Raw genomic sequence first — 20,899 nt, 5'->3', positions numbered from 1 at the left:
CCCATGACAACAACAATCAAGACCCTGGCGCTGACCGGCGCCGTTCTGGCTGTCGCCAGTGCCGGGGTGCTGTACTCGGGCATCATCAACGTCGCCGCCGACGAGCCGCACTCCCAGGTGGTCGAGGCGCTGCTCGAGATCACCCGGGAGCGCTCGATTGCCGTACGCGCGCGTGACATCGAGGTACCCAGCCTTGCAGATGACGCGCTGATCCGCTCCGGTGCCGGCAACTATCACGCCATGTGTATCGGCTGCCACCTGGCACCGGAGATGGGCTCCACCGAGCTCAGTCAAAGCCTCTACCCGGCCCCTCCCAACCTCGCGCAGCGCGGCACCGGCGGCGATCCAGCCGCGACGTTCTGGGTCATCAAGCACGGCATCAAGGCCAGCGGCATGCCGGCCTGGGGCAAGAGCATGAACGACGACTACATCTGGGGCATGGTCGCCTTCATCGAACGTCTGCCACAGCTGGATGCAGCGCAATATCGGTCACTGGTCGCTTCCAGCGATGGCCACCAGCACGGCGGCGGCGAGTCGGACATGCACGATCACAGCGGCCGGCATTCCACTGCTGGCATGCCCCGGGGATCAGCCTCAGGCGGAGACGATCACCACGGTGCGCACGACGACCATGCCCCGGAGAAGCCGGAGGCAGAGGACAACGTGCACCATCACCCGGATGGCAGCCGCCACGTGCATTGAGCGGGGTCGGCCCGGCGCATGGCAATGACCCTACTTGCGCAGCCGCCGCGCGAAAAGTCGCGCGAGCACCTGCGCCGAGCTACCCAGCGGAACGCCACGCAGGCTGAGAATCCCCAGCGTCATCGGCCCGGGAACCGGGGCGACTTCGAACTGCTGCAGCCCCACCGCAAACAGCGAGTCGCTGAGCAGTGCTGTCGGCCCGAAGCCGATGTAATCGGTGCGTCTCATCAGTTCGAGCATCAGCGTCAGCGATGAACAGCGAACGATGTTCTTCGGTGCCTCGATCCCCTGGCTGGCCAGCCAGCGCAGCAGGTGGTTACCCAGGCTGCCATCCGTGAGATTGAGCACCCAGCTGGCGTCCTTCAGCTCGTCCCAGCTGCGCGCATGGGCCAGCGGATGACCGAGACGGCCGGTCGGCACGGCATGCGCCTGCACCAGGGGTTCGAAAACGATCTCGTGGGGCAGATCGCTCGGGCTGGCCAGCGCAACAGCGAAATCCAGGCGTCCTTCCAGAAGTCCCGGCAGTACATAGGTCAGCAACCCTTCTTCTAGGCTCAGCGCCGCATCCGGCTGGACGCGGCGAAACTCCGTGAGAATCGGCGGCAGGATGGTCGCGGCCACGAGCGGCGTCAGCGCGATGGCAATGCGCGCACCTGCGCCGCCGCGCAGCTGACGAATCTCCTCACGGGCCTTGTCCAGCGTCGCCTGCGCCAGCCGCGCGCGCACCAGCAACGCATCCCCGGCCGGCGTGAAGCCGATGCCCTTGTAGCTGCGCCTGAGCAGCTCCGCGCCAACATCCTCTTCCAACTCACGCAGCGCCTTGGTCAGCGCGCTCTGACTGAGGTTCATCGCCCGAGCCGCAGCACGGATCGAGCCGGATTCGGCGACCTGTATGAGTGCTTTGAGCTGGTGGTCTTTCATGGCCGCGGTGATTCCTTATGGTTGTCACTTGGGCGAAAATACTGCCTTCCGCTGATCACCACAAATCCTATGATCGGCACATGAATACATCAGCCCTTATCCAGCCCGACGAAGCCGCCATGAAAACGTGGAGGCACGCCATTCATCAGAATCCCGAGCTCGGTTTTGCCGAATTCGCCACCAGTCGGCTGGTCGCCGACTGCCTCGACGCGTGGGGCTACGAGGTGCACACCGGCATCGCCACGACGGGCGTGGTCGGCATCCTGCGCTGGGGTGACGAGCAACCGCGACTGGGCCTGCGCGCCGACATGGACGCACTGCCCGTACAGGAACTCACCGGCCTGCCCTGGGCAAGCCGCACGCCGGGCCAGATGCACGCCTGCGGCCATGACGGACACACCTCGATCCTGCTGGGCGCGGCGCAAGCCTTCACGCTCATGCAACGCGAAGGGCTTCTGGGTGCCAGCGGCACACTCACGCTGATCTTCCAGCCGGCCGAGGAACTGGGGGGCAGCGGCGGTGCACGACGCATGCTCGACGAGGGCCTGCTCGAGCGCTTCCCCTGCGACGCAATCTTCGCCATGCACAACTACCCGGGTATTCCGACCGGCCATTTCCGTTTTCGCGAAGGGCCGTTCATGGCCTCCTCCGACCGGGCACTGATTCGCTTCAATGGCAAGGGCGGGCATGGTGCGCTGCCGCATATGGCAATCGACCCGATGCTGCCCGCAGCGGCACCGTGCTCGCCTTGCAAAGCATCGTCGGGCGCAATGTCGATCCGGTCGACGCTGCGGTGATCAGCGTCGGGCGCATCGCTGCAGGCAACACCTACAACGTAATTCCCGAAAGCGCCGAGATGGAACTCAGCGTGCGCGCCCTGCGCCCGGACGTTCGCGACCTGCTCGAAATGCGCATCCGCGCGCTCGTCGAAGGACAGGCCGCGGCGTTTGGCGTCACCTGCGAAGTGCTTTACGAGCGCGGCTACCCGGTGCTGATCAACAGTGCGCGCGAGACGCGCCTGGCGGTCGAGGCGGCGCGCGCGCTGGTGGGTGACGAGCGGGTGGAAGTCGACGGTGCGCCCATCAGCGGCAGTGAAGACTTCGCTTTCATCTTGCAGCAGGTACCGGGTTGTTACCTGCTGATCGGCAACGGCGACAACGGCTTCGGTGGTGGAGAACACCTTGGGCCTTGCAGCGTGCACAACCCTCACTACGATTTCAATGATGCCTGCCTGGCACCGGGCGCGGCCTTCTGGCTGGCGCTGGGGAGCCGGTTCTTCGGCTGCTGAGATCGTTCCGCGACGTGGCAATAACAACAAGCAGGACACGACAGCATGAGCAATTCAACCGCAGCACCCCGCAAGAATCAGGTTCTTGCAGCCGTCATCGGCAACGCACTGGAATGGTACGACTTCATCGTCTTCGGCTTCCTCGCCGTGGTGATTTCACGCCTGTTCTTTCCTGCTGAAAGCGAGTACAGCGCCCTGCTGATGGCAACCGCCACCTTCGGTGTGGGCTTTTTCATGCGCCCCATCGGCGGCGTGCTGCTCGGCATCTACGCCGACCGCAAGGGCCGCAAGGCCGCGCTGCAGCTGATCATCAGCCTGATGACCCTCTCCATCGCGATGATCGCCTTCGCCCCACCGTTCGCCGCGATCGGCATTGCCGCACCGCTGCTTATCGTGCTGGCGCGCCTGATGCAGGGCTTCGCCACCGGCGGTGAGTTCGCCAGCGCCACGTCATTCCTGATCGAGAGCGCACCGGCCAACCGCCGTGGCCTGTATGGCTCGTGGCAGATGTTCGGCCAGGGGCTGGCAGTATTTTGCGGCGCCGGCGTAACCGCGCTGGTGACCAGCAACCTGTCGCCCGCAGACCTGGACAGCTGGGGCTGGCGGATTCCGTTCATCATCGGTCTGATCATCGGTCCGGTCGGACTGTGGATGCGACGCAACCTGTCCGAAACCGAGGCTTTCCTCGAGGCGCGCCAGGCGCCGAAGGAAAAGCAGTCGCTGGCCCGCATGCTGCGCTCGCACCTGCGTCAGGTGGTCACCGTGATGGCTCTGACGGTCTGCGGCACCGTGGCCTTCTATGTGATCCTCGTCTACATGCCGACCTTCGCCAACCGCCAGCTAGGCATGGAACTGAAGGACGCTTTCACCGCCCAGGTCGTCGCCGTCGCGGTACTGACGCTGCTGATGCCGGTATTCGGTGCGCTATCGGACCGGGTCGGCCGCAAGCCGCTGATGATCGTCGCCACCCTGGGCCTGCTGCTCGCCCTCTATCCACTGTTCAGCTGGATTCATGCAGCCCCTCGTTCGGTCGTCTGCTGACCATGCAGCTGATGCTCTGCTCGCTGCTCGCCATGTTCTTCGGCCCTTTCTCTGCCGCCGTGGCCGAGCAGTTTCCCGCCGGCGTGCGCTCCACCGGCCTGGCGCTGGCCTACAACCTCGCAGTGATGATCTTCGGCGGCTTCGCCCAGTTCATCGTGACCTGGCTGATCCAGAACACCGGCATGGCGATCGCGCCGGTGTTCTACGTGCTCTTCGCGGTGACGCTGGGCCTGATCGGCTCGTTCTGCCTCATCGATCGCACCCACGAGGCGCAGCTCGCCGTGGTTGACGAGGACAGTCCGGTCGAAGCGGCCGCACACGCGGCCGGCACGCTCAACCGAGTCGTTGCTCAAGGCGTCTGATCGAGCCAGGGAGACGGCGGCGGATTCCGAAAAGTCCTGCCGCTGTCGCCACACAACAAAGAGAACAGCCGGCAGGTGGCAGATACCGCCGGCGCCGCCAGACGGGCAAACCCTCACAACAAGCAGCTTCAACCTCAACCGGGAATAACAACAATGAACCGCATCCAATCCGTTGGCTCGCGCGCCATCGCGTGCCTGCTTGGCGCGCCCTGGCTGTTCACCGCACCTGCCGCGATGGCCGATTTCATCGACGACAGCAAGGCCAGCCTGCAGCTGCGCAACTACTACCTGAACCGTGATTTCCGCCAGGACGGGGCCAAACAGGCCAAGGCCGCCGAATGGGCGCAGGGTTTCGTTACTCGCTTCGAATCCGGTTTCACCGAGGGGCCGATTGGCCTTGGGCTGGACGCCATCGGCGAGCTGGGAGTGAAGCTGGATTCCAGCAGCGACCGCCGCGGCACCGGCCTGCTGCCGTTCGGCCCGACCAGCAAGGAGCCGGTCGATGACTACAGCGAGCTGGGCCTGACGGCGAAACTGCGCGTCGACAAGAACGTGCTGCGCCTGGGCACCCTGCAACCCTGGCTGCCCGTGGTGATTTTCAACGACACCCGCCTGCTGCCCTCGACATTCCAGGGCGGCATGCTCACCTCACAGGCGCTGGATGGTCTGACGTTCGATGGCGGGCGGCTCACCCAGGCCAATCCACGGGATTCCTCGGCGCGAGAAAAAATCGGTTTCGGCAGCGCCACCAGTGACGCCTTCGACTTTGCCGGTGGCAGCTACGCGATCAACCCACAACTGGCGGTCAGCTATTACTACGGCAATCTGGAAAACATCTACCGCCAGCACTTCGTCGGGCTGGTCCATAGCACGCCGCTGGGCAAGGGCTTCAGCCTGCGCACCGACCTGCGCTATTTCGACAGCCGCGGCGATGGCGAAAAGCGTGCCGGCGAAATCGACAACCGCAACTTCAACGGCATCGTTGGGCTCAGCCATGGCGGGCACAGGGTCAGTGCCGGCTGGCAGATCCAGTCCGGCGACAGCCGCTTCCCATCGCTCAATGGCGGAGCCGCCTATGTCGTCAACCTGGTCACCCTGCATGACTTCACCCACGCCGAGCAGGACTCCTGGCAGCTGCGCTATGACTACAACTTTGCCGCGCAGGGCCTGCCCGGGTTGTCCTTCATGACTCGCTACGTCGATGGCCGCAACGCCAGGACGGACTTCAGCAGCAGCGGCGAGGAATGGGAGCGCGACAGCGACATCACCTATGTCGTGCAGAGCGGTGCCTTGAAGGGGCTAAGCCTGCAGTGGCGCAATCTGAGCTTCAGATCGGGTAACGGACTGACGACCGCTATCGACGAAAACCGGGTGATTCTGGGCTACACGCTGGCACTCTGGTAACGCCGCCACATCGATTGCGCAGCGACACGGCTACCCGATCGGCGGCGGCGCAGGGAAGCGCCGCCACTCGCTTCCCCCAACCAACCGCAACGCAGCCGCTCGTTGCGTATCAGCGCTTCGCCTCGATCTGCCCGACGCGCTCCAGCCACGCGGACTCCAGGCGTGGCTGGTCGATGTCCATGTTCAGCGCCTCCATCGTTTCGCGGTGACGATCGATCTCGGCGACCGATTCGCTGAGGCCATGGGAGTTGCCATCGAGCTGATGCATCTGCGTCAGCGCCAGATGGTAGAAGCGCAGCAGCTTGATCGCCGCGGGATCGCCGGCAGCAACGCCCGCCTTCACCTGATGCATCATGTTGGTCACGCGCATCAGGCTGCGCTTGAGCTGCCAGCCATATACCGCTGCGGCCATCCACGGCTGCTGCCAGTACAACAGCCGCACCAGCGCGACAGTCAGCACCAGCCCGGCCACTACCCCGCCAATGTTCAGCCGCAGGTTGTCGCCGTCCGGCTCGCCGAACAGCGCAACCGCCAGCGCCGCCAGTCCCATGGCCAGAACGGCAAAGGTAGCCGCGACGATCAGCGTGCTGCGACGGGTCTCGCGACGATAGATTTCGGGGCTGCGCGGAACGATCTCGAATAGCACCACGGGGCGATGTCCTCAACTGAAGTAGACGGTAAGCGACGCGCATTATCACCCCATTGGGCCACGCGCGGCTGATGCAGCGCAGCGCTTTGCGCTCTCCCACGAATAACCTGCGCGCAGGAACAAGCGTCGCATCTGCAGTTGGCTCAGCGGCTATGCTGCCGCCTCCAGCACATCGGAGATGCCTATGCGCCGCCTCGCCATTCCCGCCGACCAGCAGCGGGTCTACGACATCTACATGCACCCGGAGGTAGTCCCCTACCTCGGTTTCGACCCCATGCCCCGCGCGGCCTTCGGCAAGGTGTTCGAACCGCTGTTCGAAAGCGGCAGTTTCTATGTCTACGAGCACGCCGGCGTGGTTCAGGGCTTCTACAAGGTGCAGCGCCATGTCGGGCGTGCCGCGCACGTGGCCTGCCTCGGCACGTTGGCCGTCGCGCCCGAGGTCAAGGGCAGCGGCCTCGCGCGGCAAATAATGCAGGAGGTTCTCGACAAGCTGGCCGCCAGCGGCATCCGCCGTGTCGAGCTGACAGTGGAGGCCGACAACCCGCGGGCGATCGCCTTTTACGAACACTTCGGCTTCGTCCACGAGGGCACTCAGCGCGCCGCCTACAAGCGGGCCGGGGATGAGGGTTTCGTCGATGAGCTGATGTACGGACTGCTGCTGAGCCCCGGGCGGGGCCCAGCGTAGACACTGCTAAAGCGATCAGCCCATGAGTTTGCTGGTGATCTTCGCCACGTGCTCGCCCTGGTAGCGGGCAATGGCCAGCTCCTTCTCGGAGGGCTGACGCGAGCCGTCGCCACCGGCGATCGTCGTGGCACCGTAGGGTGTGCCACCGTTGGTTTCGGAAATATCGAAGAACTCGCTGATGCCGTAACCGGTCGGCACGATGACCATGCCGTGGTGCGCCAGGGTGGTCCAGGTCGAGGTGATGGTCATCTCCTGGCCGCCGCCGGTGCCGGTCGAGGCAAACACGCTGGCGACCTTGCCATGCAGTGCGCCCTTGGCCCACAGGCCGCCGGTACGATCGAGGAAATTGCGCATCTGCCCGGACATGTTGCCGAAGCGTGTCGGCGTACCGAAGATGATCGCATCGTAGTTCGGCAGCTCGTTCGGATCGGCGATATCAGCGGCCTGATCGACCTTGCCGCCAGCATTGCGGAAGGCATCTTCGGGCATGGTTTCCGGTACGCGCTTGATGGTCACCTCCGCGCCTGGGACACGGCGGGCGCCTTCGGCCACGGCATTGGCCATGGTTTCGATGTGGCCGTACATCGAGTGATACAGCACGAGAATCTTCGCCATCATGATTTCCTCTTTCGGTGGGTGGACTGAATAAAGTTCTGACTGTGATAACGCCGCAGACGGGTCGTTCCGACGCGATGCGTCAGCGCGACTCGACCAGGACGATTTCGCTTTTTTCCACTGCTCTGATGGTCAGCCGCGGCTCGTCGCGCACGGCCACGCCATCGCCTGCGCCAACTTCGAGCCCATTGACCTCGATACGGCCACTGGCGGGAACCAGGTACACGCGGCGCCCGTCGGCGATCTCGTAGTCGGCACTCTGCCCTGCTGCAAGCGTAGCCGCTGCCAACCTCGCCTCGGCACGGATCGGCAGCGCCTCGCCATCCCCAGGCAGACCGCTGGCGAGCGTGACAAAGGCACCGGCGCGGTCCCCGCTGGGGAATGTTCGCGTGCCCCAACTCGGCGGCAGCCCCGTCTGCTGAGGATGGATCCATATCTGGAAGATGCGCGTCTCTTCATCCTCCAGGTTGTACTCGCTGTGCACGATCCCCGTGCCGGCGCTCATTACCTGAACGTCACCGGCAACGGTGCGGCCACGATTACCCAGGCTGTCTTCATGAGTGATGGCGCCTTGGCGCACATAGGTGATGATTTCCATGTCGCGGTGCGAGTGCGGCTCGAAGCCCGACTGCGGTGCGATGCTGTCGTCATTCCAGACGCGCAGCCGCCCCCAGCGCATGCGCTCGGCGTCGTGATAACCGGCAAAGGAAAAATGGTGGCGGGCGTTCAGCCAGCCATGCTGGGCCGCACCAAGCTCTGCGTAGGAACGTCGTTCGATCATCTGAGCCTCCGAAGTGGAAGTCGGCCGCACTGACTGGCCAAAACCTGTGACGCAGATGATCCATCTACTTTGATCGATGATGCGCGCAATTTTCCGCCAATAAGCATCGATCAGTTCGATACTTATTGGCGTACCAGTATCGCGAGATCAGCTTCAGCGCTGACAGCAACCAACCGGCGCTTGCCTAGCGTGCATGAACCTGCCAAAAACGGCGCCTTATCACCCCCAGACAGGAATGTGCGAATGAGCGAAGAACTGCAGATCGAGGATATCCAGCTCGGCGACGGCAAAGCGGTGGTCAAGGGTGCGCTGATCACGACCCAGTACCGTGGCACGCTCAGCGATGGCTCCGAATTCGACAGTTCCTACACGCGCGGCAAGCCCTTCCAGTGCGTGATAGGCACCGGCCGAGTGATCAAGGGCTGGGATGTCGGGCTGATGGGAATGAGGGTCGGCGGCAAGCGCAGGCTCTTCGTTCCAGCCCGTCTGGGCTACGGCGAGCGCCAGGTTGGCGCGCACATACCGCCGAATTCCGACCTTCATTTCGAGATCGAACTGCTCGAAGTCCTCACCCGCGACGATTGAGCAGAACGTCCATGCAGCCCAGGGAGCTGCATGGACAATCGGCTTAGCGAGGCTCGGTCAGTTCTCCACGCGATACCCCGTGCGGGTACTGCTTGCGGTAACGGGCCAGCCAGGTCGCACCTGCCGGGTCATCCCAGGCGTATTGGTGCAACAGCGCCATTCCGTCCGGGTCGTTGAGCAACCGCCAACGCGCCGCTTCGGCTTTTTCGCCCGAAGGCCCGGCCGCGAGCACTTCGGCAAGACGCTGCTCGCGAAGGTGATCTGCTGCCGGCACCACCTTCGCATGGCGTGCCCGCGCCATGGCGCAGACCAGTGCGTTGTACAGCGGGTCGACTACCGCGACGAGGAAACCTTCACGCAAGGCATTGGCCTGGTTCTGCTGCTGATAGAGATCGGTGTTGGCGAGCTCGGTGGGCGGCGCGTACTCCTCCGGGATCAGGAACAGCTGGCGTCGCCGCGCAGCCAGCCCGAGACCGGTGCGGCTGGTAATCACCGAGACCGGTGCCGACAGCATCAGCGACACCACGATCGGTGCCAGCCACCAGAGGAAGGCCGCATCCAGCCAGGCCACCAGCGCCGTCCAGAGCACCCCGATGACGATCTGCGAGCCGTGCCGGCGCAGTGCCTCGCTCCATGGCGTCGCGTCATCGCCGCGCTGCGGCGAATTCCACTGCACCGACCAGCCGAGGAAGGCCGCGGTGACGAACACGCTATGGAACAGCATGCGCACCGGAGCCAGCAGCACCGAGAACAGCGTCTCGATCACCATCGACAACAGCAACCGCAGCCTTCCACCGTAGGCTTGCGCGCCCTGAATGCAGATCAGCAGCACGCTGAGCAGCTTGGGCAGGAACAGCAGCGTCATGGTCGCCGAGAACAGCGCGATGGCCTCCTCCGGATGCCAGCGTGGCCACAACGGGTAGAGCTGGTTGGGCTGCAGGAAATACTCTGGCTCCATCAGCGTATGGATGGCCAGCAGCCCGGTAGACAGCAGCAGGAAGAGGAACCACAGCGGCGCGGACAGGTAGGACATCACGCCCGTGAGAAACACCAGGCGATGCACCGTGTGCACGCCACGCACCATGAACAGGCGGAAGTTCATCAGGTTGCCGTGGCACCAGCGCCGGTCCCGCTTGAGTTCGTCGAGCAGGTTGGGCGGCAGCGCTTCGTAGCTGCCCGGCAGGTCGTAGGCGATCCACACGCCCCACCCGGCCCGGCGCATCAGCGCCGCTTCGACGAAGTCATGGGAAAGGATCGCCCCGGCAAAGGAGCCGGTTCCCGGCAGCGGCGCCAGGGCGCAATGCTCGATGAAGGGTTTGACCCGGATGATCGCGTTATGGCCCCAATAATGCGATTCGCCCAGCTGCCAGAAGTTGAGCCCGGCCGTGAACAGCGGGCCGTAGACGCGCGTGGCGAACTGCTGCATGCGCGCATAGAGAGTGTCCATACCCGAAGCCTTGGGCGCACTCTGGATGATGCCGGCGTTGGGGTTGGCTTCCATCAGCCGCACCAGGCTGGTCAGGCATTCACCGCTCATGACGCTGTCAGCGTCGAGCACCACCATGTAGCGGTAGCTGCTACCCCAGCGACGGCAGAAGTCGTCGATGTTGCCGCTCTTGCGCTTCACCCGGCGCCGACGGCGTCGGTAGAAGATGTGGCCGAAGCCGTCCACCGCCCGGCACAGCTCGACCCACGCCTTCTGCTCGGCAACGCAGGTGTCCGGGTCGTTGCTGTCGCTGAGTACGAAGATGTCGAAATGCTCCAGCTCACCGGTCGCCTTGAGCGACTCGTAGGTCGCACGCAGGCCGGCGAACACACGCGGCACGTCCTCGTTGGCGATCGGCATCACCAGCGCCGTGCGCGCCTCGCTCGGAATCGTCTCCGTGCCGGTACTGCTGGCGCAGATGCTGTAACGATCCTTGCCGCGCAGCAGCTGGAAGAAGCCCATCAGCGCCGTCCAGAAGCCTACCGATACCCAGCAGAACAGCAGCGCGAAGAGCAGCAGAATGCTGGTCTGCACCACATAGGGCAGGATCTGCCGTGCCGACTCGGTCAGCGGCTGTACATAGACGTCCTGCAGGTCCACCAACGACCAGCCCTGGTACGGCAGCACCGCCTTCATCTGCCAGGTGGCGAATGCGGTTTGGCCCAGCATCAGCAACAGCAGAGCCGAGCGACGCAGGGCCGCCACGCGCCGCCAGCGCGCTTCATCAAGCGGCTGCGGGCTGGGCTCGAACTGCCGGCGAGGCGGCGTGCGCCCCAGCATTCGACGCCAGCCGCGGCGCAGGATGTTCGTGTGCCAGGGCTCCGGCACCATGCGCGTGCGCACGATTGGCGGAGTCGACTGCACGTAGGCGCGCCCCTGGTGATCCTCGGCGATCACACCGGCGCGGTCGAACAGGTCGCCCCAGCCCAGCCGCAGCCGCGCCACCACGGAATCGAGCAAGCGGCGCGAAGCGCCGCGCCCCTCACGCCCTTGCTCGGACAGCTCATCGTGTAGCGCAAGCAGGCCGCCCTGCTCCGCCGTCCGCCGATATCTGGCGGGGTCTTCGGCGTCCTGCAACGCCAGGCCATCGCAATAGCCTTCAGCCACGCCGTTCATTGCAGCCTGCTCATTCATGGGGAGGAATCTGGTAGGTCCAGGTTTCGGAAAGGGTCTTTTCACCATCAACCAGTGCTGCGCGCATTTCCACCGGTCGCGCCGGGTCGCGCACCTTCAGTCGCAAGGTCAGGCGCCAGCCCTTGGTGACGGTGTTGTAGCGCAGATTGTTTTCCACCAGCTCGGCGTTGTCGTCGATGCTCACGCGAGTGGTCACCGGGGCATCCTCGGCCAGCTGCTCGAGCACCGGGCCGACGAAGTCCACGATCAGCGCGGTACTGCCGTCCGGCTGGCGGATCAGGTTGGCCTGCTTGACGTCACCGGCCGAAACGCGGGTCTGCTGCACCCAGGCCAACTGCGGGTCATGCAGGCTGGGTTCGTCCATGGAGAAGTGCAGGCGATATTCCAGATCCAGCGGTTGGCCGGGCTCCGGCTGCTTCTCGGGTGACCAGAAGGCGACGATGTTGTCGTTGGTTTCGTCAGGCGTCGGGATTTCCACCAGCTCGACGTGGCCCTTGCCCCAGTCGCCACGGGTCTCGACCCAGCCGCTCGGACGCAGCTCGTAGCGGTCATCCAGGTCCTCGTAGCGGTTGAACTCGCGGGTGCGCTGCATCAGCCCGAAACCACGCGGGTTCTCCACGCTGAAGGCACTCACCGCCAGGCGCTTCGGATTGTTCAGCGGCCGCCAGAGCCATTCGCCGTTGCCGGCATGGATCGCCAGCCCCTCGGAATCATGCAGTTGCGGCCGGAAGTTCAGCGAATCGCCGGGCTGGTTGGCACCGAACAGGAACATGCTGGTCAGCGGGGCCAGGCCCAGCTTGCCGACCGGCTCGCGCAGATACACCCTGGCCTGCACATCCAGCGTGCTGTCCTTGCCGGGCGTCAGCACCATGCGATAGGCACCGGTGGCGCGTGGCGAATCGAGCAGCGCATAGATCACCAGATTGCGCCGATCAGCCTGCGGCCGTTCGACCCAGAACTCACGAAAGCGCGGGAACTCCTCGCCCACCGGCAGCGCCGTGTCGATCGCCAGACCACGCGCGGACAGTCCGTACCACTGGCCCTTGCCGATTATGCGGAAGTAACTGGCGCCGAGCAGGGTCATCACCTCATCCTGCTTGTCCTTCTTGTTCAGCGGATAGAGCACCTTGAAGCCGGCGAAACCGAGCCCTTCCAGGGCGGCAGGATCGATCTCGACGCCATCGAACTGGAACATCGCAGGGTCGTAACGAATCTCGCGGACGTCGGTAGCGGTGATTTCGTTGATCCGCACCGGCGTGTCGAAATGCATGCCCTGGTGATAGAACTGCAGGTGGAACGGCGTCTCGGCATCCTTCCAGTAGGCATGCTCAGGGTTGAAGCGCAGCCGCTGGTAATCGGCGAATGCCATCTTGCGCAGCTCAGCGGGCAGGTTGCTGACCGGCTCCTCGTAACCGCTGGCAGCCAGCGCCTGTGCCCGTTCGGCTACATCATCGAGCCCGAATGCCAGCGCGTTGCCGGCCAGCAGCATGCACAACCCGCCGGCCAGCCCCGCTAGCATGCGTGCCGACTGCGATCCCGTCTTCCACTGAAAAATGCGTAACACACCGCCTCCGAATTACAGGTTTGTGCAGAGTTCGCTCTGCTTCGCTGTGGTTTGGCTGCATACAGCCTAGCCGGTCACACCGCTGCGCCAACAAACGCACCGGCAGGCACGCTGCATACAGGATATTTCTTACAACAATTCAAAACGCTCGCTTTGCACCGATCGAGAATCGAGCCCCAGCTGAACCTCGAACTCGCCCGGCTCTGCTACATGGTCGAGCCGCGCGTCATAGAACTTCAGGTCGTCCTCGCCGAGCGCAAAGCGCACCAACTGAGTCTCGCCGGGCTTCAGCATGAGCTTCCTGAAGCCTTTGAGTTCCTTGACCGGGCGCACGCTGGAGCCGACCAGATCCTGCAGATAGAGCTGCACAACCGTCGCGCCGGCCCGCGCGCCCGTGTTCTTCACCGTTACGCTGACCTCCAGCGTCTGCCCACGGTTCAGCTTGCGTCGTGAAAGCTGCGGTTTTGACAGTTCGAAATCGGTGTAGCTCAGGCCATAACCGAAGGGGTACAGCGCGCCGTTGGGCTCCTCGAAATACTGCGAGGTGTAGTTGCCCGGGCGCCCTTCGACATAGGGGCGACCCAGCCGCGGGTGGTTGTAATAGGTCGGAATCTGGCCGACCGAGCGTGGGAAGGAGATCGGCAGCTTGCCGGACGGGTTGTGCGCGCCGAACAACACATCGGCTATCGCATGGCCGCCCTCGGTGCCGGCGAACCAGGTTTCCAGCACCGCATCGGCATGCTCCTTGACCCAGCCAAGCTGCAACGGCCGCCCGTTCATCAGCACCACCACCAGCGGTTTGCCGGTGGCGACCAGTGCTTCGAGCAGCGCCTGCTGGCTGGCCGGCAATGCAAGGCTGGTACGACTGGACGATTCGTGGGACATGCCCCGCGCCTCGCCCAGTGCGGCAACGACGACATCGGCCTCGCGCGCGGCGCGTACTGCCTCGTCGATCATCGCCTGCGGCGTACGCGGGTCCAGCGAGACTTCCGGGCGGTCCCAGTTGAGGAAGTTCAGGTACTTGACCATGCCGGCATCGTCGGTGACGTTGGCGCCGCGGGCATGGATGATCTGGCCGCCCTTGCCGACAGCGGCTTCCAGCCCCTGGCGCAGGGTTACCGTCTGCGCGGCCACCCCGGCAGCCGACCAGCTGCCGAGCATGTCGACGTGGGAATCGGCCAGCGGCCCGACCAGCGCGATGCGTGCATCCTTGCGCAGCGGCAGTGTCCGCTCGCGGTTTTCCAGCAGGACCAGCGAATCGCGCGCCACGCGTCTCGCCGCCTCGCGGTGCAGGCGACTTTCGGCATTCACCTCGACCGGGTCGTCCGCTGCCCGGCCGATGCGGCGATAGGGATCATGGAACAAACCGAGGTCGTACTTGGCACCGAGCACGCGACCGACCGCCTGGTCGATCAGCTCGATCGGCACCTCGCCGCGCTCGACCAACCCGGGCAGTTCCTGCAGGTAGAGCGAGTCGTGCATGCTCAGGTCGATGCCGGCCTCGATCGCCAGGCGCGCGGCCTCGCGTCCGTCGCCGGCGACGCCATGGCGCAGCAGTTCGTCGATGGCGCCGTGGTCGCTGATGTTCAGCCCGCGAAAGCCCCAGTCGTCGCGCAGCAGGTCACGCAACAGCCAGCGGTTGGCACTGGCCGGCACACCGTTGACCGTGTTCAGCGCGATCATCACGCCGCCTGCCCCGGCGTCCACGGCGGCACGGTACGGCGGCAGGTAATCCTGATGCATGCGCTGCGGGCTCATGTCGACCACGTTGTAGTCACGCCCGCCCTCCACCGCCCCGTAGAGGGCGAAGTGCTTGACGCTGGCCATCACGCTGTCCGCGGCGCTAAGGCGCTCGCCCTGATAGGCGCGCACCAGCGTGCCGGCGATCTGCGAGACCAGGTACGGATCCTCGCCGAAGCCTTCGGAGGTGCGTCCCCAGCGCGGGTCGCGGGTGATGTCGACCATCGGCGCGAAGGTCAGGTCCAGGCCATCGGCGCTGGCTTCGATGGCCGATACCCGACCGCTCAGGGCAATCGCCTCGAGGTCCCAGCTGGAGGCCAGGGCCAGGCTGATGGGGAAGATGGTGCGGTGGCCGTGAATGACGTCATAGGCGAAGAAGATCGGGATGCCCAGACGGCTGCGCAGCGCAGCATCCTGCATCGGCCGGTTATCGGTTCGGGTCACCGAATTGAATGTCGCGCCGATGCGCCCGGCGGCGATTTCCTCGGCGATCCGCTCGCGCGGCATGTCGCCACCGATGCTGATCAGGCGCAACTGGCCGATCTTCTCCGCCAGCGTCATGCGCTCGAGCAGGGTTTCGATCAGCGCCTGGCGGTCATCCAGCGGCAATGCCGGTGGCGCCGCAAAGGCGAACGAACTCATCGCACCGGCAAGCAGGACAAACGGCAGCAGCCCTTTCATCATCACGTTTCGCAACCCCATTGGTTTGAATCGATCAGCCACACACAGGCACACCCATCGCGCCGGCCGAGGGCCGCCCGCAATGCATGAAGATAGTTATTTAAAGTTCGATGGTGCCGTCGAGAAAAAGTACGGCCTGCCCGGCCACCATCACACGATCTGCCTCGACCCGACAGTGCAGGATGCCGGTACGAGCCGAGGCCTGCAGCGCCACCAGTTCATTGCGTCCCAGCTGCCCTGCCCAATACGGCGCGAGTCCGGCGTGAATGGAACCGGTCACCGGATCTTCGTCGCCACCATTGGCTGGCCAGAAGTAGCGGGAGACGAAATCCTGCTCGCGCCCCGGTGCGGTCACCACCACATCCAGTGGCGCCAGCCCGCGCAGCGCATCGAGGTCGGGTGACAATGCACGAACCTGCTGCTCGTCTCGATAGACGGCGAACCAGGCCTGCTGGCTGCGCAGCACCGCCTCCGGCTCGCAGCCCAGCCCATGCAACAACGCCGCCGGTGGCTCGGCGACTGGCTCCGGCGCGCGATTGGGGAAGCTCATTTCCAGCAGACCGTCAGCCCGCCGCTGCACCGTCAGATCGCCCACTGCAGAGGCGCGGAAAACCAGCGGAGCTTGCGCCAGCCCCGCTTCCAGCAACACGAAGGCGCTGGCCAGGGTGGCGTGGCCACAGAAATCGATTTCGGTAAGCGGCGAAAACCAGCGGATGTGAAAGGCCCCGTCCGCTTCACGTACGAAGAAGGCTGTTTCGGAAAGGTTGTTTTCGGCGGCGATGGCTTGCATCAACTCGTCCGACAGCCAGGCCTGCAAGGGGATCACCGCTGCGGGATTGCCCCGGAAACGTTCAGCGGTGAAAGCATCGACCTGGAACATCCGCAATTTCATGGTTTGCACCCTGTGCACGGTCAAGCGACCGCCGCCTACTTTAACGGGTCGGACCGGGCGCTAGCCAGTGCCAAATGAGGGCTGAAGCCCCCGTATTTCGTGCGCTTGGTCAGCAATGCCCATGGCGGCGAATCAACCCAGGGCGAACGGCAGCAGCAGTGCGATCAGAATGCCCAGCAGACTCATTCCGAGCGCGGCGAAAGCACCACATTCGTCGCCCTCTTCCAATGCCCTTGCCGTGCCGATGGCATGCGCGTTGATGCCATAGCTCAGGCCCCGCGCGGCAGGATGATCGACCCCCGCCCAGCGCAACAACAGCGGCCCCAGTGCCGTGCCGATGACGCCGGTAAGCATGACGAACACCGCCGCGAGCGAGGCCAGGCCGCCGAGCTGCTCGGCCACCAGCATGGCGATCGGCATGGTCGCGGACTTCGGCGCCAGGCTCATCAGCACCGGCAACTGCGCGCCCAGCGCCCAGGCGATCGCCAGCGTCAGCACCACGCTGAGCACGCCGCCCACGGCCAGGGTAATGACGATCGGCCAGAACAATTGCTGGATCCGCTTCAGATGCCGATGCAGGGGCACCGCCAGCGCCACGGTCGCCGGGCCGAGCAGCATGGCAATCAGCGCGGCGCCCTCGCGGTAGCGCGGGTAGTCCAGGTCCACCAGGGTCAGCGTGCCGACCACCAACAGCATGCCGACCATCACCGGCTGCAGCACCAGCCAGCCGCTACGCCGGTAGAGCATCAGCGCCAGCTGGAAGGCGATCAGGGTCAGCGCCACGGCGAACAAAGGATGGACCACGACCGCCGCCCAGGCGGTACGCCAATCGAGTACGGTCATGCCTGATCCTCCCGCTGGCGGTCGAGTCGACGGATCAGCCGCTGCATCAGCCAGCCACAGAACGGCACGGTGATCAGCAGCGACAACACCAGCCCGGCGGCAATGGCCGGCAGGTCATCCAGCAGCGCGGCGCCACTGGTCATGATTCCGGCGGCCGGCACGATGAGCAGCAGCGGCAGGTACTGCAGCAGCAGCGCCGCGGTCTTCTCCAGCGACTCGGGAATGCTGCGGCGCAGCAGCAACAGGCCGAACAGCAACAGCATGCCGATGATCGGCCCCGGCAATGCCGGCAGCAGTACCAGATTGATCAGGTTGCCGAGCAGTTGCAGCAACACGAGCCAGGTCAGGCCTTTGAGAATCATCGGCGGTGCTCCTTCGGCAGCATTGGCTGAATCATGCGTGGCTCCTCTTCGTTCGGCAAAAGGTCTCGACTATGGCTGGCTTGGCGACGACGGAACAGCATCAGATGCACACTAAAAAAGCGGATCAGCCGATCCCGACAGCTTCCGCTGACGCAGGTCAAAGCCTGGAGGTGTCTGTGTTCCGATAGCGTTTCCGCAGCTCATCTGATCCGTATTTAGTCGTCACATCTGAGTCTGTTATGCATGGCTCTCGACGGGGATCATCCGCCTCGCCTGAACTGCCTATGGGGCGAAAGCCAATGACCGACCGCATACCCGCGCGGATCATCGAAACCGTTGATCCCAGCCAGCCGATCCGCCTGACGCCCGCCCAGAGCGGCGGGCCCATTCATACGCGCAGTTTCAGCGGACGTTTCCGCAACCTGCGCCTGTTGGGCGGCGCCCTGTTGATGCTGCTCTACTTCGGCACCGTCTGGCTTGATTGGGATGGACGCCAGGCGGTGCTGTGGGACCTGGGCCGGCAGCAGTTCCATATCTTCGGTGCCACCTTCTGGCCGCAGGATTTCATCCTGCTCTCGGCGATCCTGATCATCGCCGCGTTCGGCCTGTTCTTCATCACCGTCCTGGCGGGGCGCATCTGGTGCGGCTACGCCTGCCCGCAGAGCACCTGGACCTGGATGTTCATGTGGGTGGAAAAGGTCACCGAAGGCGACCGCCTGCAGCGCATCAAGCTCGATGCTGCGCCCTGGTCCGCCGCCAAGCTGCTGCGCCGTGCCGCCAAGCACACGCTGTGGCTGGCCATCAGCCTGGCCACGGCGCTGGCCTTCGTCGGCTATTTCACCCCGGTACGCGAACTGGTGGCCGACCTTGCCCGCTTCGAGGTCGGTGCCACCACCGCCTTCTGGCTGCTGTTCTTCACCGCCGCGACCTACATCAATGCCGGCTGGCTGCGCGAGCAGGTGTGCCTGCACATGTGCCCCTATTCGCGCTTTCAGAGCGTGATGTTCGACGCCGACACCCTGCTGGTCTCCTACGACACAGCCCGCGGCGAGAACCGCGGCGCGCGGCGCAAGGGCAGCGACCCGCGGGCCCAGGGCCTCGGTGACTGCGTCGACTGCACGCTGTGCGTACAGGTCTGCCCCACCGGCATCGACATCCGCGACGGCCTGCAGCTGGACTGCATCAGCTGCGGCGCCTGCATCGACGTTTGCGACAGCGTCATGGACCGGATGGGTTACGCCCGCGGCCTGCTGCGCTACACCTCCGAGCGCGCACTCAAGGGCGGCGCCACCCGCCTCTTGCGTCCGCGGCTGATCGGTTATGCCGTGGCGATGACGGCGATGATCGCCGCCTTCATCTGGGCACTGGACGCGCGGCCGCAGCTGCAGCTGGACGTCACCCGCGACCGCACCCTGTACCGCGAGAACATGCAGGGCCAGATCGAGAACATGTACCGCCTCAAGCTGATCAACAAGACCCAGCAGCCGCGGCGCTACGCGCTGGCATTGGAAGACGGGCCGTTCGCGCTGCAGGGCCCGCGCGAGATTGCCCTGGCACCGGGCGAGATCGCCGATCTGCCGGTCAGCGTGGCACTGCTCGACAACGCCCGCGACTTCAGCCGCGAGCTGCGCTTCGAGGTCAGCGACCTGGCCGAGCCGAGCAGCCGGGTGAGCACCCCGAGCACCTTCGTCGCCCCCATCGCGGCGCTACGCCAGTAGACTGGCCATGCCCAACCGCCACGGCCCGGACACGATGAAGCGCTACGAGAAATTCGCTGACGAGATTGCCGAACTGATCCGCAGTGGCGTGCTCGCGCCGGGAGAAAAGGTGCCCTCGGTGCGCCACGCCAGCCGCACCTACGGCGTCAGCCCGTCCACCGTGTTCCAGGCCTACTACCTGCTGGAAGACCGCGGGCTGATTCAGGCGCGGGCGCGTTCGGGCTATTTCGTCCGCGAACATGCCAAGCGCCCGTTGCACGAGCCGGACATCAGCAGCCGTCCGGCGGAAACCACCGATGTCGGCGTCAGCGAGCTGGTGTTCTCGGTGCTCGCCTCGCTGCGCGATCCGGCCACCGTACCCTTCGGTTCGGCCTTCCCCAGCCCCGAGCTGTTTCCCCTGCAACGGCTCGCACGCTCGATGGCGCAAAGCGTGCGCGACATGCCGGCACGCGAAGTGATCGCCGAGATGACCGCCGGCAACCCGGACCTGCGCCGGCAGATCGCCTTGCGCTACATGGTCAGCGGCGTGATGCTGCCGATGGACGAGCTGGTGATCACCACCGGTGCGATGGAAGCGCTGAACCTCTGCCTGCAGGTGGTGACGGAGCCGGGTGAACTGGTGGCGATCGAGTCGCCGGCGTTTTACGCCACGCTACAGGTGCTGGAACGGCTCAAGCTCAAGGCGGTGGAGATTCCCGTCCACCCGCGCGAAGGCATCGATCTGGAGATTCTCGCCGACCGCCTGGCGCATCTGCCGATCAAGGCCTGCTGGTTCATGAGCAGCCTGCAGAACCCGCTGGGCGCGAGCATGGGCGAGGCGAAGAAACAGCAGCTGTATGAACTGTTGCAGCGCCATCAGGTGCCGCTGATCGAGGACGACGTCTACGCCGAGCTGTACTTCACCCGGGAGCCCCCAAAGCCGGTGAAGAGCCATGATCGCGAAGGCCTGGTGATGCATTGCGGTTCGTTTTCCAAGAGCCTGGCGCCCGGCTACCGGGTCGGCTGGGTCGCCGGCGGCCGCTACGCCGAGCAGATCGCCCGGCTCAAGCTGATGACCACCATCTCCCCTTCCGTGCCGGCGCAGGCCGCCATTGCCGACTATCTGCAGCATGGCGGCTACGACCGTCACCTGCGCAAGCTGCGCCACGCACTGGAGATGCAGCAGGGCGCGATGCTCGCCTCCGCCGCCCGCCATTTCCCGGCGAGCACGCGGGTCACGCGCCCCTCTGGCGGCTACTTTCTCTGGTTCGAATTTCCCGAGCAGGTGGACTCGCTGCAGCTGCTGCAACTGGCGCTGGCCCAGGGCATCAGCCTGGCACCGGGGCCGATCTTCTCGGCGACCCAGCGCTTTCGCAACTGCGCGCGGCTGAACCATGGCCATCCATGGGACGCCCGCAGCGAGCAGGCGATGGAGTTGCTGGGCAGGATGCTGAAGTCGTTCTGACG

The 20,899-nt window shown here is 64.9% G+C and carries 16 protein-coding genes and 2 pseudogenes; 8 read left to right on the top strand and 10 right to left on the bottom strand.

Annotation, left to right across the window (positions count from 1 at the left end; translation table 11 throughout):
- The first annotated feature begins 3 nt into the window (after positions 1 to 3).
- Positions 4 to 702, top strand: coding sequence for a c-type cytochrome (locus tag EA798_RS06565; RefSeq protein WP_122098438.1), 699 nt, complete (start codon positions 4 to 6; stop codon positions 700 to 702).
- A 30-nt stretch (positions 703 to 732) separates the two neighbouring features.
- Here EA798_RS06565 and EA798_RS06560 read toward each other — a convergent pair whose 3' ends face one another.
- Entirely contained in the window at positions 733 to 1,623 is an 891-nt protein-coding gene (locus tag EA798_RS06560; RefSeq protein WP_015276444.1) for a LysR substrate-binding domain-containing protein, read from the bottom strand.
- Positions 1,624 to 1,703: 80 nt separating this feature from the next.
- Between EA798_RS06560 and EA798_RS06555 the strand changes: the two are divergent.
- The 3 genes and pseudogenes from EA798_RS06555 (at position 1,704) to EA798_RS06545 (ending at position 5,718) form a co-directional block, all read left to right on the top strand.
- Positions 1,704 to 2,911: pseudogene (locus EA798_RS06555) on the top strand (M20 aminoacylase family protein).
- A gap of 45 nt (positions 2,912 to 2,956) precedes the next feature.
- A pseudogene (locus tag EA798_RS06550) lies at positions 2,957 to 4,314 on the top strand (MFS transporter).
- A gap of 234 nt (positions 4,315 to 4,548) precedes the next feature.
- Positions 4,549 to 5,718 carry an OprD family porin gene (locus tag EA798_RS06545; RefSeq protein ID WP_244221261.1) on the top strand — a complete coding sequence of 390 codons (1,170 nt, stop codon included), beginning with the start codon at positions 4,549 to 4,551 and terminating at the stop codon, positions 5,716 to 5,718.
- 109 nt (positions 5,719 to 5,827) lie between these two features.
- On the opposite strand, the gene EA798_RS06540 is transcribed toward EA798_RS06545, so the two are convergent.
- Positions 5,828 to 6,367 (bottom strand): DUF3087 domain-containing protein, encoded by a 540-nt coding sequence (locus EA798_RS06540; protein ID WP_122098436.1) that lies wholly within the window; start codon positions 6,365 to 6,367, stop codon positions 5,828 to 5,830.
- A gap of 184 nt (positions 6,368 to 6,551) precedes the next feature.
- On the opposite strand from EA798_RS06540, the gene EA798_RS06535 reads away from it, so the two are divergent.
- Positions 6,552 to 7,052, top strand: coding sequence for a GNAT family N-acetyltransferase (locus EA798_RS06535; protein WP_122098435.1), 501 nt, complete (start codon positions 6,552 to 6,554; stop codon positions 7,050 to 7,052).
- Between the two features lie 15 nt (positions 7,053 to 7,067).
- Here EA798_RS06535 and wrbA read toward each other — a convergent pair whose 3' ends face one another.
- Together wrbA and EA798_RS06525 are read right to left on the bottom strand one after the other, a co-directional pair.
- A complete protein-coding gene (gene wrbA, locus EA798_RS06530; RefSeq protein WP_106158193.1) occupies positions 7,068 to 7,667 on the bottom strand; it encodes an NAD(P)H:quinone oxidoreductase in 600 nt (199 codons plus the stop codon).
- A gap of 82 nt (positions 7,668 to 7,749) precedes the next feature.
- Positions 7,750 to 8,448, bottom strand: coding sequence for a pirin family protein (locus EA798_RS06525; RefSeq protein ID WP_106158192.1), 699 nt, complete (start codon positions 8,446 to 8,448; stop codon positions 7,750 to 7,752).
- A gap of 243 nt (positions 8,449 to 8,691) precedes the next feature.
- Here EA798_RS06525 and EA798_RS06520 point away from each other — a divergent pair, with 243 nt between their 5' ends.
- Positions 8,692 to 9,033, top strand: coding sequence for an FKBP-type peptidyl-prolyl cis-trans isomerase (locus tag EA798_RS06520; RefSeq protein ID WP_122098434.1), 342 nt, complete (start codon positions 8,692 to 8,694; stop codon positions 9,031 to 9,033).
- Positions 9,034 to 9,076: 43 nt separating this feature from the next.
- Here EA798_RS06520 and mdoH read toward each other — a convergent pair whose 3' ends face one another.
- From mdoH to EA798_RS06490, 6 genes are all read right to left on the bottom strand, one after another.
- A complete protein-coding gene (gene mdoH / locus EA798_RS06515; RefSeq protein ID WP_122098433.1) occupies positions 9,077 to 11,635 on the bottom strand; it encodes a glucans biosynthesis glucosyltransferase MdoH in 2,559 nt (852 codons plus the stop codon).
- A 10-nt stretch (positions 11,636 to 11,645) separates the two neighbouring features.
- Positions 11,646 to 13,172: a glucan biosynthesis protein G gene (locus EA798_RS06510; RefSeq protein WP_106158189.1), complete on the bottom strand. Its 1,527-nt coding sequence runs from the start codon at positions 13,170 to 13,172 to the stop codon at positions 11,646 to 11,648.
- Positions 13,173 to 13,346: 174 nt separating this feature from the next.
- Positions 13,347 to 15,638 carry a beta-glucosidase BglX gene (gene bglX / locus EA798_RS06505; protein WP_122098672.1) on the bottom strand — a complete coding sequence of 764 codons (2,292 nt, stop codon included), beginning with the start codon at positions 15,636 to 15,638 and terminating at the stop codon, positions 13,347 to 13,349.
- A gap of 100 nt (positions 15,639 to 15,738) precedes the next feature.
- Entirely contained in the window at positions 15,739 to 16,518 is a 780-nt protein-coding gene (locus EA798_RS06500) for a PhzF family phenazine biosynthesis protein (protein ID WP_122098432.1), read from the bottom strand.
- A 144-nt stretch (positions 16,519 to 16,662) separates the two neighbouring features.
- Positions 16,663 to 17,373: an LrgB family protein gene (locus tag EA798_RS06495; RefSeq protein WP_106158187.1), complete on the bottom strand. Its 711-nt coding sequence runs from the start codon at positions 17,371 to 17,373 to the stop codon at positions 16,663 to 16,665.
- Positions 17,370 to 17,735, bottom strand: a complete 366-nt coding sequence (locus EA798_RS06490) for a CidA/LrgA family protein (protein WP_003283813.1) — start codon at positions 17,733 to 17,735, stop codon at positions 17,370 to 17,372. The genes EA798_RS06495 and EA798_RS06490 overlap by 4 nt, the downstream gene beginning before the upstream one ends.
- A 299-nt stretch (positions 17,736 to 18,034) precedes the next feature.
- Here EA798_RS06490 and ccoG point away from each other — a divergent pair, with 299 nt between their 5' ends.
- Both ccoG and mapR read left to right on the top strand, forming a co-directional pair.
- The gene (gene ccoG / locus EA798_RS06485) at positions 18,035 to 19,453 is read left to right on the top strand and encodes a cytochrome c oxidase accessory protein CcoG (protein ID WP_122098431.1); all 1,419 of its coding nucleotides are present in this window, start codon (positions 18,035 to 18,037) and stop codon (positions 19,451 to 19,453) included.
- A 34-nt stretch (positions 19,454 to 19,487) separates the two neighbouring features.
- A complete protein-coding gene (gene mapR / locus EA798_RS06480; RefSeq protein WP_122098671.1) occupies positions 19,488 to 20,897 on the top strand; it encodes a GntR family transcriptional regulator MpaR in 1,410 nt (469 codons plus the stop codon).
- Positions 20,898 to 20,899: the final 2 nt, after the last annotated feature.

The organism is Pseudomonas songnenensis (assembly GCF_003696315.1).
Classification (GTDB): domain Bacteria; phylum Pseudomonadota; class Gammaproteobacteria; order Pseudomonadales; family Pseudomonadaceae; genus Stutzerimonas; species Stutzerimonas songnenensis.
Note: the sequence above shows the minus strand (reverse complement) of the source record. Positions and strands in the feature narration are given on the sequence as shown.

Excerpts from the sequence above, each read along its gene's own strand:
- EA798_RS06510 (WP_106158189.1), bottom strand. The coding sequence starts at position 13,172 with ATGCTAGCGGGGCTGGCCGGCGGGTTGTGCATGCTGCTGGCCGGCAAC.
- EA798_RS06560 (WP_015276444.1), bottom strand. The coding sequence starts at position 1,623 with ATGAAAGACCACCAGCTCAAAGCACTCATACAGGTCGCCGAATCCGGC.
- EA798_RS06535 (WP_122098435.1), top strand. The coding sequence starts at position 6,552 with ATGCGCCGCCTCGCCATTCCCGCCGACCAGCAGCGGGTCTACGACATC.
- wrbA (WP_106158193.1), bottom strand. The coding sequence starts at position 7,667 with ATGGCGAAGATTCTCGTGCTGTATCACTCGATGTACGGCCACATCGAA.
- EA798_RS06525 (WP_106158192.1), bottom strand. The coding sequence starts at position 8,448 with ATGATCGAACGACGTTCCTACGCAGAGCTTGGTGCGGCCCAGCATGGC.
- EA798_RS06545 (WP_244221261.1), top strand. The coding sequence starts at position 4,549 with ATGGCCGATTTCATCGACGACAGCAAGGCCAGCCTGCAGCTGCGCAAC.
- EA798_RS06500 (WP_122098432.1), bottom strand. The coding sequence starts at position 16,518 with ATGTTCCAGGTCGATGCTTTCACCGCTGAACGTTTCCGGGGCAATCCC.
- ccoG (WP_122098431.1), top strand. The coding sequence starts at position 18,035 with ATGACCGACCGCATACCCGCGCGGATCATCGAAACCGTTGATCCCAGC.
- bglX (WP_122098672.1), bottom strand. The coding sequence starts at position 15,638 with ATGAAAGGGCTGCTGCCGTTTGTCCTGCTTGCCGGTGCGATGAGTTCG.
- EA798_RS06495 (WP_106158187.1), bottom strand. The coding sequence starts at position 17,373 with ATGACCGTACTCGATTGGCGTACCGCCTGGGCGGCGGTCGTGGTCCAT.
- mapR (WP_122098671.1), top strand. The coding sequence starts at position 19,488 with ATGAAGCGCTACGAGAAATTCGCTGACGAGATTGCCGAACTGATCCGC.
- mdoH (WP_122098433.1), bottom strand. The coding sequence starts at position 11,635 with ATGAACGGCGTGGCTGAAGGCTATTGCGATGGCCTGGCGTTGCAGGAC.
- EA798_RS06565 (WP_122098438.1), top strand. The coding sequence starts at position 4 with ATGACAACAACAATCAAGACCCTGGCGCTGACCGGCGCCGTTCTGGCT.
- EA798_RS06520 (WP_122098434.1), top strand. The coding sequence starts at position 8,692 with ATGAGCGAAGAACTGCAGATCGAGGATATCCAGCTCGGCGACGGCAAA.
- EA798_RS06490 (WP_003283813.1), bottom strand. The coding sequence starts at position 17,735 with ATGATTCTCAAAGGCCTGACCTGGCTCGTGTTGCTGCAACTGCTCGGC.